General features: G+C 66.8%; 10 protein-coding genes. 8 read left to right on the top strand and 2 right to left on the bottom strand.

Going from position 1 to position 15,779, the window contains the following annotated elements; all coding sequences use genetic code 11:
- Positions 1-2: 2 nt before the first annotated feature.
- Positions 3-623 (bottom strand): 5-formyltetrahydrofolate cyclo-ligase, encoded by a 621-nt coding sequence (locus ASC45_RS00275; RefSeq protein WP_055449042.1) that lies wholly within the window; start codon positions 621-623, stop codon positions 3-5.
- A 15-nt stretch (positions 624-638) separates the two neighbouring features.
- On the opposite strand from ASC45_RS00275, the gene ASC45_RS00270 reads away from it, so the two are divergent.
- The 5 genes from ASC45_RS00270 (at position 639) to ASC45_RS00250 (ending at position 8,424) form a co-directional block, all read left to right on the top strand.
- On the top strand, positions 639-2,735 hold the full coding sequence (locus ASC45_RS00270; RefSeq protein WP_082454154.1) for a lytic transglycosylase domain-containing protein: 2,097 nt from the start codon (positions 639-641) through the stop codon (positions 2,733-2,735).
- Between the two features lie 82 nt (positions 2,736-2,817).
- Positions 2,818-3,807, top strand: coding sequence for a complex I NDUFA9 subunit family protein (locus ASC45_RS00265; protein ID WP_055449041.1), 990 nt, complete (start codon positions 2,818-2,820; stop codon positions 3,805-3,807).
- Positions 3,808-3,918: 111 nt separating this feature from the next.
- Entirely contained in the window at positions 3,919-4,572 is a 654-nt protein-coding gene (locus ASC45_RS00260; RefSeq protein ID WP_055449449.1) for a glutathione S-transferase family protein, read from the top strand.
- A gap of 80 nt (positions 4,573-4,652) precedes the next feature.
- Positions 4,653-6,644: an ATP-dependent helicase gene (locus ASC45_RS00255; protein ID WP_055449040.1), complete on the top strand. Its 1,992-nt coding sequence runs from the start codon at positions 4,653-4,655 to the stop codon at positions 6,642-6,644.
- Between the two features lie 112 nt (positions 6,645-6,756).
- Complete coding sequence (locus ASC45_RS00250; protein WP_055449039.1) at positions 6,757-8,424, top strand: long-chain-fatty-acid--CoA ligase; 1,668 nt, start codon at positions 6,757-6,759, stop codon at positions 8,422-8,424.
- 187 nt (positions 8,425-8,611) lie between these two features.
- Here ASC45_RS00250 and ASC45_RS00245 read toward each other — a convergent pair whose 3' ends face one another.
- Positions 8,612-11,113 (bottom strand): sensor domain-containing protein, encoded by a 2,502-nt coding sequence (locus ASC45_RS00245; RefSeq protein ID WP_245609891.1) that lies wholly within the window; start codon positions 11,111-11,113, stop codon positions 8,612-8,614.
- 294 nt (positions 11,114-11,407) lie between these two features.
- Here ASC45_RS00245 and ASC45_RS15655 point away from each other — a divergent pair, with 294 nt between their 5' ends.
- From ASC45_RS15655 to ASC45_RS00230, 3 genes are all read left to right on the top strand, one after another.
- Positions 11,408-12,097: a hypothetical protein gene (locus ASC45_RS15655; RefSeq protein ID WP_141655699.1), complete on the top strand. Its 690-nt coding sequence runs from the start codon at positions 11,408-11,410 to the stop codon at positions 12,095-12,097.
- 79 nt (positions 12,098-12,176) lie between these two features.
- Positions 12,177-13,445 carry a multifunctional CCA addition/repair protein gene (locus ASC45_RS00235; RefSeq protein WP_055449036.1) on the top strand — a complete coding sequence of 423 codons (1,269 nt, stop codon included), beginning with the start codon at positions 12,177-12,179 and terminating at the stop codon, positions 13,443-13,445.
- Positions 13,445-15,769, top strand: coding sequence for a thioredoxin domain-containing protein (locus tag ASC45_RS00230; RefSeq protein WP_082454152.1), 2,325 nt, complete (start codon positions 13,445-13,447; stop codon positions 15,767-15,769). The genes ASC45_RS00235 and ASC45_RS00230 overlap by 1 nt, the downstream gene beginning before the upstream one ends.
- Positions 15,770-15,779 lie beyond the last annotated feature (10 nt).

Raw genomic sequence — 15,779 nt, 5'->3', positions numbered from 1 at the left:
GTTCAATCGACCAAGGTCAGCGAGAGGGCATCCAGGCCGTAGAGTCCGTCTTCGGTGAGCACCAGATCCATGAGCTGGTCGTGCGGCTGCATGTCGAGCTGCTGCAGCTCGCAGCAGGCCCAGCTCAGGCCGACGGTGTAGACCTCTTCGCGCCCGGAGAGGTAGCGGTCGTAATAGCCGCCGCCGTAGCCCAGGCGCAGGCCGACATCGGCAAAGCCCACGCAGGGCACCAGCAGGGTGGTCGGCTCGATCACCGCGTCGCCGACGGGCTCGGCGATGTCGTAGGGGCCAGGGCGCAGCGGCTCGCCGGGCTTCCAGGCGATGAAGGTCATGGTCTTGGTCGCCTCGTCGACGCGGGGCAGGGCGAGGGTGCATTCGGGGTGCGCAGCCAGCCACTTCTCCAGGGTGGGCAGGGGGTCGAATTCGCCGCGCGTGGCACAGTAGGCGCCGAGGGTTTCGGGCTCCAGGGCGTCAAGCACCTGCAACAGGCGCTCGGCCAGCTCGGTCTGGCGTCGCGGCAGGTCGGGCAGAGCCTGACGCCGGGCGATGAGCTCGCGGCGCAGATCGGCGCGCAAATGCTGAGGGAGTTCTGGGGACAATGGGTCGTAAAGGGGTGTGTTCACGGTAAGCTGCGTCCTATGAGAATCAACGGGTTGTTGCCGCTTATTTTGCGCCGCTGTGGCAGCGCGGGCTTGGTCTTGGGTTTGAGTCTGTCGGCGCCGCTGGCGCGGGCGCAGTCGGCACCGGTCGCTGCCAGTGGCGCGGCTCCGGTGGCGCAGGCCAGTGTGGCGATGCGGCCGGTGGTCATGCCGACGATGCCGGTCATTCCCGTCGATCAGGCACAGTTGATCGTGGCAGCGCAAAAGGCATCGCAGCGCGGCGACCCGCAGCCCGCGCTCGACGCCCTGCCGCAGCTCAAGGGCACGCTGCTCGAACCGTGGGTGGCCTACTGGGCGATCAAGCCCACGCTGACCAAGGCCACGCAGCAGGATTTCGACGCCTTCGCCCGCGCCTACCCGCATACCTATGTGCTCGACCGCCTGCGCAACGACTGGCTGCTCGAACTGGGCAGGCGCCAGGACTGGGCCGACTTCAACCGCGTCTATCCGCACTTCATCATGCGCGACGATCCGCAGGTGCAGTGCTACGACCTGCAGAGCCAGTACGTGACCCAGCATGCCGACGTGACCGCGCAGGTGTTCAAGCTGTGGATGGATCAGCGCACCGGCGGCCCCGGCTGCAACAGCGCGGCCTCTGCCCTGCTGGAGGACGGCGCCATGCCGCGCGACATGCTGTGGCAGCGCATGCGGCGGTTCTACGACGACGGCCGCGCCAAGCAGGCGCGCGATCTGCTCGCACCCTTCCTGCCGCCCGGGAGCTGGCGCATCCTGGCGCAGACCGACACCGATTCAGTGCGCTATCTGCTCGACCTGGTGCGCCGCGGCCCACAGGCAGCCATCGCCAACGCCGATCAGCGTCAATACCTGGTGCTGGCGCTGCTGAGCATGGCGCGGCAAGACCCGGGTCAGGCCGCGCGGCTGCTGCAGGACAGCTTCTCCGCACTGCCCGCGCCGGACCGGGCGCAGATCTGGGGCCGCATCGGTCTGTCGGCCGCGCTCAGTCTGCAGCCCGAGGCGGTCGGCTGGTTTGCCCGCATGGCTCAGGCCGATCCGACCTACGCGCCCTCAGACACGGTGCTGCAATGGCAGGCCCGCGCCGCGCTGCGGGCGCAAGACTGGGCGCAAGTGCGTAGCGCCACCCGCACCCTGATCGACCGGGGCGACTCCGATCCGGCCTGGCCCTACTGGCATGCCATGGCGCTGGAAAAACTGGGACATCCCATCGAGGGCCGCGCGCTGCTGGCCGAGATCGCCAACCCCTGGGATTTCTACGGCCAGCTCGCCACCGACGCCCTGGGCATGAAGGTCAGCCTGCCCGCCTCGCTGCCGCCCGCGCCGATGGCTGCTGTGGCGCAGCAGGCCTCGCGTCCGGGGCTGCAGCGTTCGCTGGCACTGTTCGGCCTCGATCTGCGTTTCGATGCCGTGCGTGAGTGGAATTTTTCGCTGCGCGGGCTCGACAACAACCAGATGCAGGCGGCCGCCGAACTGGCCTGCCAGCAGCAGGTCTGGGATCGCTGCATCAACACCAGCGAGCGGGTCAAGGGCGGGGTCGATATCGCCCAGCGCTACGTCATGCCGTATCGAGAGGCCATCGGCAAGGCCTCCAAGGCCGAGGACGTGAACGAGGCTTTCCTCTACGGCCTGATCCGCCAGGAGTCGCGTTTCATCGCCAACATCAAGTCGTGGGTGGGCGCTTCGGGGCTGATGCAGCTCATGCCGGCCACGGCCAAACTGGTGGCGCGCAAGATCGGCCTGACCGACTACAGCCATGACCAGATCGCCGACGTGGGCGTGAACGTGCAGCTCGGCAGCGCCTACCTCGGCGGTTTGCTGCGACAGTTCGACGGTTCCGAGGCGCTCGCCGCGGCGGGCTACAACGCCGGGCCGGGGCGGCCCCTGCGCTGGCGCAATATGGGCCTGCCTGATCGGCCGCTGTTGCCGGGGGCCGTCTTTGCCGAGAACATCCCCATTCCCGAAACCCGCGATTACGTCAAAAGGGTGCTGGCCAATGCCACGGTGTATGCGGCCATCCTCAGCGGCAAGCCGCAGTCGCTCAAGGCCCGCCTGGGCGATGTCGGATCGCCCGACGCCATGCTGGCGAGCAATCAGCGATGAACGGACTGTCTGAGCCTAGACAGGTATTTTGCGGCTTGCTTCTGGCAAACTTGGGCTGTCGTTGAATTCCCGGACTTCTCTCATGCAACGGAACATCCTCGTCATCGGCGGCAGCGGCTTCATCGGCAGCCGTCTGGTCAACGCCCTGTCGCTGGCCAATCATTTCGTCACCGTGCCCACGCGCCGCCGCCAGCGTGCACGCCATCTGGTGCAACTGCCGCTGGTCGATGTGGTCGAGTGCGATGTGCACGACGACGTCAAGCTGTCCAAACTGGTCGCCGGGCGCGATGCCGTGGTCAACCTCGTGGGCATTCTGCACGGCAGGCGCGGCCAGCCCTACGGCCCAGACTTCGCCCGCGCGCATGTGGACTTGCCGCGCCGCCTCGCCGCAGCCTGCGCGCAGCACGGTGTGCGCAGGCTGGTACACATGAGCGCGCTGGGCGCAGATGTCGATGGACCGTCGATGTATCTGCGCTCCAAGGGCGCGGGTGAGGCCGCGCTGCGCGCGCAATCGGGGCTGGACCTCACGGTGTTCAGGCCCTCGGTGGTGTTCGGCCCTGAAGACAACTTCCTCAACACCTTCGCCCGCCTGCAGCGCGTGTTTCCCATCGTGCCGCTGGCCGGGGCGAAAACCCGCTTCGCCCCGGTCTATGTGGGCGACGTGGTCACGGCCTTCGTCAACAGTCTGGTCGGGCCGCAGGTGCGCGACACGTTGGGTCAGACCTACGAGCTGTGCGGCCCCAAGACCTACACCCTGGCCGAACTGGTGCGTCTGGCGGGTCATTGGGCCCGGGTGGACGGGGGCTGCGGCCGGCCGGTCATCGCCCTGCCCGACGCGCTCGGGCGTCTGCAGGCCATGTTGATGGAGCTGGCTCCCGGCGAGCCGCTCATGAGCCGCGACAACCTCGACTCCATGAAGGTCGACAGCGTGTGCAACGGCGCCTTGCCCGGCTTCGTGCCCGCGCTTGGCGTGCCGCACCCCGAGTCGCTGGAAGCCATCGCCCCCACCTACATCGACCCGAGGCGTCAGGAGTCGGAATACGGCCAGATGAGGGCGAGCGCCGGGCGCTGAAGCCGACACCGAAGCATGCGCCGTCCTCATGGCGGCCATGCAAAAAACCGGTTTGGCAACCGTTCGGCGTCGCGGGAGAATGGCGGCCTCTCACGTCAGCAGCAGATCGTCATGCTCATTCTCCACATCGGCAACAAGAATTACTCGTCCTGGTCCATGCGCCCCTGGGTGGCGATGACCGCCTTTGGCATTCCCTTCGAGGAGCGCCTGCATTGGCTCGATACGCCTGGGTTCGCCGCCGGGCTGGCGCCGCTCTCTCCGGTGGCTCGGGTGCCCATTCTGGAAGACGGCGCACTGCGCATCTGGGATTCACTGGCCATCGTCGAACATCTGGCCGAGCAATCCCCGCAGCACGCTCTTTGGCCGCGCGAGACCGCGGCCCGCGCCCGTGCGCGCAGCCTGTGCGCCAGCATGCACAGCGGCTTCATGGCGCTGCGCGAGCGCATGAACATGAACATCGAGGCCGAGCTGCCCGGACGAGGCTGGAATCCCGAGGTGCAGCGCGACATCGAGGTCATCCTGCGCATGTGGCACGACGCCTTGCAGACCAGCGGCGGCCCCTTCCTGTTCGGCGCCTTCGGTCTGGCCGATGCGTTCTACGCCCCGGTGTGCATGCGTTTTCTCACCTACCGGCCCGAGTTGCCGGACTGGGCATGGGCCTATGTGCAGGCCGTGGCGGCCCATCCGGCGGTGGATGCCTGGGTGCAACAGGGCAAGGCCGAGCGGGTGTTTCTGCCTGAGCACGAGCCTTACCGCCAAAGCTAAAGACGCCCCACCCCGCAGGGGAGGCGGTGAGGGGAAGAGGCTGCGACTAGACTTCTGCGCTTTGCCTCACCCACAGCCCCATGCTCAACGCCGCCCAGGAACGTGCCGTCGCCCATCTTTCCGGGCCTTGCCTCGTCATCGCCGGGGCGGGCAGCGGCAAGACGCGGGTGATCACGCACAAGATTGCGCGGCTGCTGCGCGCCGGGCTTGAGCCCGAGCAGATCGCGGCGATCACCTTCACCAACAAGGCCGCGGCCGAAATGCGCGAGCGTGCGGCGCAACTGGTGGACAAGCGCGGCGTGGCCGGCAAGCTCGCCATTTCCACCTTCCACGCCCTGGGCGTACGCATGCTGCGCGAAAGCGGCGAGGCGCTGGGGCTCAAGCCTCGCTTTTCCATCCTCGCCGCCGACGACGTCACCGGTCTGCTGCGCGATGCCGGCGCCACCACCGACAACGCCCAGGCTCGTCGCTGGCAGTGGACCATCAGCCTGTGGAAAAACGCCATGCTCACGCCCGAGGCGGCGGCGCGCGTGGCCGAGAACGACGACGAGCGCGTGGCCGCCAAGGTCTACGCGCGCTATGCCGACATGCTCCAGGCCTATCAGGCAGTCGATTTCGACGATCTGATCTGGCTGCCTGTCACCCTGCTGCAGCAGCATGCCGAGGTGCGCGAGCATTGGCAGAGCAAGCTGCGCTACCTGCTGGTGGACGAATACCAGGACACCAACGCCGCGCAGTACGACCTGCTGCGGCTGTTGGTGGGCGACAAGGGGCGCTTCACCGCGGTGGGCGACGACGACCAGAGCATCTACGGCTGGCGCGGCGCCACGCTGGACAACCTGCGCCGTCTGGAGACGGACTGGCCCACGCTCGAAGTCATCAAGCTGGAGCAGAACTACCGCTCGACCAACGCCATTCTGCGGGCGGCCAACGCCATCATCCAGAGCAACCCCAAGCTCTATCCCAAGAGTCTGTGGAGCGAGCACGGCGAGGGCGAGGCGGTGGAGGTGCGCGCCGCGCAGAACGAAGACGAAGAGGCGCAGATGGTGGCCGCGCGCATCCAGGCGCTGCGCAGCGGGCGCAACGCCGAGTTGGCGCACATCGCCGTGCTCTACCGCGCCAATCACCAGTCGCGCCCGCTGGAGCAGGCGCTGCGCCGTGCCAACATTCCGTATGTGGTCAGCGGCGGGCAGAGCTTTTTCGACCGCGCCGAGATCAAGGATGTCTGCGCCTATCTGCGGCTGCTGGCCAATCCCGACGACGATCCCGCCTTTCTGCGCGCCGTCACCACGCCGCGCCGGGGTATCGGGCCGCAGACCCTGGCGGCGCTGAGCAGCTTTGCCGGGCAATGGAAGATCTCGCTGTTCGAGGCGCTGTCCCGCGATTCCATGCCCGCTGCGGTAGGTGCGCGCCCGTCCGATCATCTGCGCGAGTTCGGGCGTCTGCTGCACGACATCGAGTGGCGTGCCCGCACCGCGCCGGCCGGTGAACTGCTGCGCGAAATGCTCGAGACCATCGGCTTTCGCGCCTGGCTGGAGGAGCACAGCGACAACCCGCGCGAGGCCGAGCAGCGCTGGAAGAACGTCGACGACTTCTGCGGCTGGATCGAGCGCAAGGCCGAAGAAGACAAGGTCGGCCTGACGCAGATCGCCCAGACCGTGTCGCTCATCACCCAGTTGCAGGAGCGCGGCGACCAGCGCGACGCCGTGACCCTGTGCACCCTGCACGCTGCCAAAGGGCTGGAGTGGCCGCACGTGGTGCTGGCTGGATGCGAGGAAGGCTTGCTGCCGTTTTTCACCGAGGATCGCCCGCTCACGCCTGCGGCATTGGAAGAGGAGCGCCGCCTGATGTATGTGGGCGTGACCCGGGCTCGCCAGACCCTGGTGCTGAGCTGGTGCCAGAAGCGCAAGCAGGGCCGCGGCGCCGCGGGGCGCACGCCCAGCCGCTTCATCGACGAAATGCAGACCGGCCAGCCCAAGGTGAGCAACAAGGATGCCGCGATGGCCCGCATCGCCGCCCTGCGCAGTCGTCTGGGGGCGGCTGCCGAGGAGAGTGCTGAGGCGAAACCCTGATCGGTGCGGGCCAGACCTAGCCGAAACGCCCCGAATCGGCTATGTTCCGAAAAAACGAACGGGCGTGCTTTTTCCCGTTACGCTGCAATCCACAAAACGCAGGAGACTCTTCATGGAGCGGATCTGGCTGGCGAACTATCCCGCAGGCGTGCCTGCGGACATCGATCCCGACCTTTTTTCCAATGTCGGTGCGCTGCTCGAGCGCAGCTTCAAGGCCTATGCCGATCGACCTGCCTACGCCTTCATGGGGCACAAAACCAGTTATGCGCAGTGGGATCAGCAGAGCAGGGCGCTGGCGGCGTATTTCCAGTCGCTCGGCCTGAACAAGGGCGACCGCGTGGCGCTGATGATGCCCAACGTGCCGCAATACCCCGCGGCGGTGGCGGCGGTGTTGCGTGCGGGCTTCGTGGTGGTCAACGTCAACCCGCTCTACACTCCGCGCGAACTCGAACACCAGCTCAAGGACAGCGGCGCGGTGGCCATCGTCATCCTGGAGAACTTCGCCCACACCCTGCAGCAGGTCATCGCACGCACTTCGGTGCGGCATGTGATAGTGGCGAGCATGGGTGAAACGCTGGGCTTTCCTCTGGGGGCCATCGTCAACTATGTGGTGCGACACAAGAAGAAGCTGGTGCCATCCTGGTCGCTGCCCGGCCATGTGATGTGGAAAGCGGCGCTCAAAGCGGGCGCACAACGGCCGTTCAACCCTCCTTTGATAAGTGCGGACGACGTGGCGCTGCTGCAATACACCGGCGGCACCACCGGCGTGGCCAAGGGGGCGACGCTGACGCACCGCAACATCGTCGCCAACATCGTCCAGTCGGCGGCCTGGTATGGCCCGGCGCTGGGTAAGCTGCCCAAGGGACAGCAGCTCAACACCATCTGCGCGCTGCCGCTCTATCACATCTTCGCCTTCACCGTCATCATGATGCTCAGTGCCTATGAGGGCGGCATGATGATTCTGATCCCCAATCCGCGCGACCTTCCGGCCACGCTCAAGGAACTGGCGAAATACGAGGTGCATTCCTTCCCCGCGGTGAACACCCTGTTCAACGGCCTGCTCAACCACCCCGACTTCGACAAGGTGAACTGGCGCACGCTGATGCTCAGCGTGGGCGGCGGCATGGCGGTGCAGGAAGCCGTGGCCCAGCGCTGGCTGCAGCGCACCGGATGCCCGATCTGCGAGGGCTACGGCCTGTCGGAGACCTCGCCCTCGGCGATCTGCAACCCCACCGACACCGACCGCTACAGCGGCACCATCGGCATGCCGATCCCGTCCACCGAGCTGCAACTGGTGGACGACTCTGGTCGAGAAGTGGCTCCGGGCCTGCCCGGCGAGATCGCGCTGCGCGGACCGCAGGTCATGCGCGGCTACTGGAACCGCCCTGACGAGACTGCCGCGACCTTCACTGCCGACGGTTTTCTGCGCACCGGCGATATCGGCGAGGTCGATGCCCAGGGTTATGTGAAGATCATCGACCGCAAGAAGGACATGATTCTGGTGTCGGGTTTCAACGTCTATCCCAACGAGGTCGAGGGCGTGGCGGTGATGCACCCGGGCGTGCTCGAAGCTGCCGCCGTGGGCGTGCCCGATGCGAATTCCGGCGAGGCGGTGAAGCTGTTCGTGGTGAAGAAAGACCCCGCGCTGACCGAACAGCAGCTGCGCGACTTTCTGCACGACCAGCTTACCGGCTACAAGCGGCCGAAATTCATCGAATTCCGCGGCGATTTGCCCAAGACGCCGGTGGGCAAGATCCTGCGGCGAGAACTGCGTCCGTGAACCGGGCAGGTCGCTCGGTGGTCATAACCTCTCTGAAGAAAACGCAGGGCCGCCCCAAGTTTCCTTGTCCACCTCGCGGCTTGCAAGCCGCTCGGATTCGGCTCCGTCCAAGCTGCCGCAGGGCAGCTTGGAGCCGCGGGCCTCATCCCCCACGGGGGGCGGGTCGGAGAGCCGACCCTGGGGGCACTCAGAGCGACTTGGGTTCGCGCAGCTCGCGCAGCAGGTTCAGCGCCTGCTGCACGTTGAGCGCGCGCGAAAACACCCAGCCCTGAATCAAGGGGCAACCGGCGCGCTCCAGCCACAGCAGATCGGCCAGGGTCTCCACGCCTTCGGCCACGACTTCCAGACTCAGCGTCTTGGCCATAGTGAGCGTGGCGCGCGCGATCGCCGCCTTGAAACGGTCGGTGCTCACCCCGGCGGCAATGGCTCGGTCGAGCTTGATCTGGTTGACCGGTAGGCGGGTGAGATAGCCCAGGTTGGAATAGCCCGCGCCGAAGTCGTCGAGCGCGAGCTGCACGCCCAGGCCCCGGAACGCATCGAGCACGGCTAGCAGGTCGGGGTTGTGCTCGATCTCCACGTTTTCGGTGAGTTCGAGCACCAGCCTGTCCGCGGGGATGCCTAGACCCTCTGCCGCCCCCGACAAGCATGGCACGCAGGCGTTGACGTGCAACTGACGCGGCGACACGTTGTACGCCATCGTGCCCTCGAAGCCCTGCTCCTTGCGCAGCCGGGCGAAACCTTCCAGCGCGATCTCCATCATCACCGGGCCGAAGCTGTCGAGCATGCCGCTGTCGGTAAGGATGGAGATGAACTCATCGGGCTGCACGCGCTCGCCGTTGCCGCGCGTCCATCGGGCCAGGGCCTCGAAGCTGGTGATCTGATAAGCGCCGCGCAGGACCTCGACACTGGCCGACTCGTCGTGCAGCAGCACACTCTGCTTGCGTGACCAGATCGGCTGGAAGTGAACCTCGAAACGATGATGGGCGATGGCGGCGCGCAATTCCTCTTCGAGCTGCGAGCGCCGCTCGCTGCGCAGTTGCAGCGCAAGCGAAAACGACTCCACGCGATTGCGCCCCAGCGTCTTCGACTCGTGCAGCGCCGCGTCGGCCCGGCCCAGCAACTCGGCGGTGGTCGTGCCATGCTGCGGAAACACCGCCACGCCGATGCTGACGCTGAACTGCAGAGTACGTCCGCCTTGCTCGATGGGCTCGCTAAGTGTGTCCTGCACCCATTTCGCCAGTTGCATGGCTTGCGCCGCATCGTGCGCGTCCCGCGCCAGAATGAGAAATTCATCGCCGCCAAAGCGGGCGGCCGTGTTGTTGGGGCGGGCGAGCTGCACCAGGCGCTTGGCCGTCTCGATCAAGGTCTGATCGCCCACCGCATGGCCCAGGGCGTCGTTGATCAGCTTGAAACGATCGAGGCCGATGAACAGCACCGCGAAGCTCTGTCCCGGCGGGGTGACGGCGATGGCGTCTTCGACGTGCTTCTCGAACAGGGTGCGATTGGCCAGGCCGGTGAGGGCGTCGCGGTAGGCGGCGAGTTCGAGTTTCTCCTCAGCCTGATGCGCCTGCGTGACGTCGCGCACCACACCCCGGTAGCCCTGGAACAAGCCGAGGGAATCGATGATGGGCGCGGCGTCGATGCGCCACCACAGCAGAGCGGCGTCAGTCTCCAGTCGGAAGGGCACGATCAGATCGCGGATCTCCTCGCGCTCCTCCATCAGAAAACGCAACTGCGCCCACTCGGGCGAGAACTCCTGGCCTGGGTAGAGCGCAGCGAGGTTGGCACCGATCAGGTTCAGGCGGGCCAGGGGCGATGCTTCGGAGCGCCGGGAACTGCGCGAGATATAGCTGAGCACGCCCTCGGCGTCCGACTCCCAGAACCATTCGTTCGACAGCTCGGCCAGCATGCGAAAACGGCTCTCGCTGCGGTGCAGGCGCTTCTGCGTCTGCCGCAGTTCGGTGATGTCCCAGGTCAGGCCGAAGATGCGCGTGGCCACGCCGTCGGCGTTGCGCTCGCGCACCATGCCGTGGTTCATCGTCGTCACCATCTGACCATCGACGCGGATGAAGCGCGTCTCCACCGTCTGTGCAAATCCGCCGGGCGCGCTGATGCGGGCGATGGCCTGCTCCAGCGCCGGCAGGTCGGCGGGCACCACATGGCCCATCCATTCGGGGATGGTGAAGGTCTTGGGCTGGTAGCGGTGCGCTTCGTCGAGCCAGTTCTGCTCGGCGTGCAGCTGCCCGCTCAGCAGATCGAGATCCCAGATGGTCAGGCCCGGGCTGGTGCGAAGCAGGTCGAGCGAAGAATCGCTGGCATGCAGGCGGGTGGTGTCCTGCATGAAGCAGAAATAGCCGTCCACCGCCCCGTGTTCATCGGGCGGAAAGGGCACCAGCCGCACCTGCAGCCAGGCGCCACCTTGGAGACCGGTCAGAGCCGACTGACGCTCGTACTGGCTGATCTGGCCACGCAGCACCGCTTCGACGTGCGGCGCGATGGATGGCATCTCCGCCGCCGGCACCAACTGTTCCAGCGACTGGCCATGCAGAGCATCGGGCGAACGCCCCAGCCAGTGGGCATAGGCGGTGTTGCAATACAACAGGCTGCTCTGCGCATCGAAGCAGGCCGCCATCAACGGCAAATGTTCCGCCCACCGAGCAATGTCATGACACCAGGATTGAGCCTTCATAGACGGGTTGTCGGATGCCATGCGCCGTAATGTCCTGTTGAAAGGTGCGGAAGTGAGACGGCTGATGGCTCGGCGGCGCGAGCATCAACTTCATTCATATAAGCAGATGTGCATTTGTAAAGTCTAAAGCAAGCCACACCGCAGCGGGCTTATTGCGCACGATTTCACAAAAAAGTGTCAATTTTTGAAACGGCCGAAAAACAGCCTGGATCAAAGTTGGACAATGCTCAGCACAACGTCCCCGATTCGCTCGGGGATGATGCAACAAAGACCCAAACACTCTCGGAGGGGAATATGAACAACGGACTATGGCGTTACCGACACGCAGCCGCGCTGGGCCTGGTGGCCTTGCTGGCGGGGTGCGGTGGGGGCGGCGGATCGACTGCTGCGACATGCACGGCGGATTGCATTTCAGGTCAGGTCTCGGACGGATCTGGCGGCGGTGTGTCAGGGGTGTATGTCACGGCCACCAATCCGACCACAGGTCAGGTGTGTTCCACGTCGACGAGCGTCACCGGCAGCGACGGCAGTTACAGCTTGTCGACCAGTTCGTGCGGGGGAGGCGCCGTGGTCGTCACAGCCCCGGCGGGCGGTAGCACCGTGGTCAACAGCTGGACACCCGGTCAGCCCGCGACCGGAGTGAATCTGAATCCCGGGACCACTTCGTCGATTGCTGCTTTCGCGGGAACCTGGTCGGCGACGTACACATCGCCGTTGACAGGGGGAGACTCAGGCAGTTGCACAGTTGTGGTGAATACGTCCGGGGTGATCGACCCCTCGCAGAATTTGGACAACTGCAAGTCGAATCTGTCGGGATCATTCACACTGACCGGTGCCTTGAACGACCAAGGGTATTTCGTTGGAACGACGAATACCGGCGCGACTTACATCGGCAAATTTGATGCCACGAACAAGTCTGCTGCGGGGACGTGGCAGAACAGCCAGAATACGGACTTCGGGAAGTGGGATGCTACCTTGCCGTGATGTCTGCCTGACTTGAATTGATGCAGGCCGCCTCGCGCGGCCTGCGTCGTTTTCGGCGTCGGCTCTTACACTGAACGTCATGACTTCTTCTGCCGTTCATCCCCCCGGTCAGCCCTACGTCGTCGGCGGGGCGGTGCGTGATGCCTTGCTTGGGCGCTCGCATGGCGACCGCGACTGGGTCGTGGTGGGGGCGACGGCGCAGCAGATGCTCGATGCGGGGTTCCTGCCGGTGGGGCGCGACTTTCCGGTGTTTCTGCACCCGCAGACCCACGAGGAATACGCCCTGGCGCGTACCGAGCGCAAGACGGCGCCGGGGTATCGGGGCTTTGTGGTGCATGCGGCGCCGGAGGTCACGCTCGAAGACGATCTGCTGCGCCGCGATCTGACCATCAACGCCATGGCGCGCTCGGCCGACGGCACGCTGATCGATCCCTACGGCGGTCAGCGCGATCTGCAGGCGAAGGTGTTGCGCCATGTGTCGTCGGCCTTTGCCGAAGATCCGGTGCGCATTCTGCGGCTGGCGCGGTTCGCCGCACGCTTGCCCGATTTTTCCGTCGCCCCGGAAACGCTGGAGCTGATGCGCCACATGGTGCAGGTCGGCGAGGTGGACGCGCTGGTGCCCGAGCGGGTCTGGCAGGAGCTGGCGCGCGGCCTGATGGAGCCGCAGCCGCAGCGCCTGTTCGCGGTGCTGCGCGACTGCGGCGCGCTGGCGCGGCTGCTGCCGGAACTCGACCGCCTGTGGGGCGTGCCGCAGCGCGCCGACTATCACCCTGAGATCGACACCGGCGTGCACGTCATGATGGTGTTGCAGGCCGCAGTGGGCCTCGATGCACCTCTGGCGGTGCGCTGGGCTTGCCTGATGCACGATCTGGGCAAGGGCTCCACGCCGCCGGAGGTTCTGCCGCGCCACATTGGTCACGAGCAGCGCAGCGTGGCGCTGGCGGCGGCGGTGGCGCGTAGGCTGCGGGTGCCGACCGACTGCGCCGAGCTGGCCGCGGTCGTCGCCGCCGAACACGGCAACATCCACCGCTGCCTGGATTTCAGCGCTGAGGCCACGCTGCGCCTGCTGCAGCGCTGCGACGCGCTGCGCCGACCTGAGCGCTTCGCCCTGACGCTGCTGGCCTGCGAAGCCGATCATCGCGGACGCGGCGGCGATTTTCCGCAGCAGCCCTATCCGCAACGCGCGCGGCTGCTCGACGCGCTGGCGGCGGCACAGCGCGTGGATGCCGGGGCGATCGCGCAGCAGGTCGCGCGATCGGGCGGCAAGGCCGCAGCCATTGCGCAGGCGGTGCAGGCTGCGCGCGAACAGGCCATTGCGCACCAGCTCGCGGCCGCGGAGCAAGGCTGATGCGCAACTTGCTGCGGCTGGCAGCGCTGCTGCTGGGTCTTGCAGGCTGCGGCACTCTTGCGAGCCAGCAGGCCGTTGCCGCGAACCGTCTGGCCGAAACGCACGACCCCTATCTGCTCGAACACGCCCACGACCCGGTGGACTGGTATCCGTGGGGCCCGCAGGCGCTGGATAGGGCGCGGCGCGAGAACAAGCCCATCTATCTGTCCATCGGCTACTCCGCCTGCTACTGGTGCCATGTGGCGCAGCGCGAGCTCTACCGCGACCCGAAAATCGCCGCGCTGATGAACCGCTGGTTCGTCAATGTGCTGGTCGACCGCGAACAGCGGCCCGACATCGACCACATCTACATGCTGGCGCGGCAGATCATGACGCGCGACAGCGGCTGGCCGAACAACGTCTTTCTCACTCCCGATCTTCAGCCCTTCTACATCGGCAGTTACTTCCCGCCCAAAGCCACGGCGCAGCAGGAGGGCTTTCCCACTCTGCTGGCCACGCTGCACAAGAACTGGACCGAGCATCCGGCCGAGGTCAAGCGCATCGCCTCGCAGATCGCGCAGGCCATGCAGTCGGCGGCGATCGGGTCGGATGCCCAGGTGCCGATCGACGTTGCCGCCTGGACGCAGACCGCGCAGACCGAAGCCCTGCGGCGCTTCGATGCCCTCGACGGCGGGTTCTCCCCGGCCACCTCGGCTGCGCGCTTTCCACAGCCGCCGCTGCTGGCCTGGCTGCTGGCGCGCGGTGCGGCTGGGCACCCTCAGGCGCAGCATGCGGCGGTGTTCACGCTGCAGGCCATGGCGCAGGGGGGCATCATGGACCAACTCGGCGGCGGCTTCCGTCGTTATGCCGTCGATCCCGCTTGGTCGGTGCCGCATTTCGAGATGATGCTGGCCGACAACGCCCAGCTGCTCGCGGCCTACGCCCGGGCCTACGCGCAGACCCGGCTGCCCGATCTGCGCTGGACCGCGCAGCGCACCGCCGACTCCCTGCTGCGCGATCTGCGCCTGCCTCAGGGCGTGTTCGCCACGTCCATCGCCGCCGAAACCGGCGGGGTCGAAGGCGCCACCGATCTGTGGACGCGCGCGCAGATCGACAGCGTGCTCGGCAAGCGCGGGGCCGACGCATGGTTTGCGCTCTATGCCCTCACCCCGCTGCATCCGGGCGGCGCCGAGGGCGTGCTGCGGCAGCGGCGCGACGTGGCCGAGGCGCTGCTGCGCGAAGGGCGTCTGGCCGCGCGGCTGCAGGAGCTCGCCCCGCAGCGCCGCGCCCTGCTGGCCGCACGCCAGCGTCGCACGCAGCCCCGGCGCGACGACAAGATCGTCATTGCCGACAACGCCCTGGGCATTCGCGCGCTGGCACAGGCCGGCATGGTGCTGGACGATACGGCTCTGACCCAAGCCGCGGTGCGCGCGGCCGATTGGGTCTGGCAGCATGCCTGGAATCCACAGCAGCGCCTGCTGCTGCACCAGTGGGCCGGCGGGCGCGCAGGCAACCCCGGCTTTCTCGACGACTACGCCGAACTCGCCCGCGCCTACCTCGTGCTGGCGAGCACCCAGCATGACGCCCGCTGGAGCCAGCGCGCCCGCGAACTCGCCGAGGCGATGCTGGCGCGCTTTGCCGCACCCGACGGCAGCCTGCGGTCTGCGCCGACGTCCGATGCCTTGCCCTTTCCCACGCCGCTGCAGGGCGATGTGCACCGGCCGTCCGGGCAGAGCGCGGCCATCGCGGTGCTGGTCGATCTGGCGCAGCAAACGGGGCAGCCGCATTGGGCCGACGCGGCGCGGCGCGCGTTGCGGCCCATGGCCCTGCAGGTCTCCACCCGCCCGCTGGACTGGCCCGATCTGCTGCAGACGTTGGACAGTGCTGCCGGACATGCGGTCTGGTCGCAGCCGCCTGCCGCGTCACCGGTACGGCCAGCCGACTGTGCCGACCTGCCGCAGGGTGCATGCTCTGCAGACCGTGTGCAGACCCAGTGGAGGCGAACCGCGACGGGCTGGGTGCTGCAACTGCGTATCGCACCGGATTTTCACATCAACGCCAACCCGGCTTCGGCGCCGAATCTGATCGCCACCACCGTGCTGGCCGAGGGGCAGTCGCTGGCTGGGGTGCGTTACCCGTCGCCGCAGTCGTTTCGCCCCGCTTTCGCGCCGCAGGGCATCGCGGTGTGGGAAGGGCAGGTGAGCCTGGAGTTACCCGCCCTGTCGCCCGCACAACGCAACAAGCTGGCGCTGCGGGTGCAGGCCTGCAACGCCATGACTTGCCTGGCGCCAAGCGTGATGTCGCTGGCCGCGCCTGCCGTTGCTCCACCCCAAACCACTCCATAGCGTTAACAGG

It is taken from the genome of Thiomonas bhubaneswarensis (genome assembly GCF_001418255.1).
GTDB classification, from domain to species: Bacteria; Pseudomonadota; Gammaproteobacteria; order Burkholderiales; family Burkholderiaceae_C; genus Thiomonas; species Thiomonas bhubaneswarensis.
This window is presented reverse-complemented; position numbering and strand designations above follow the sequence as displayed.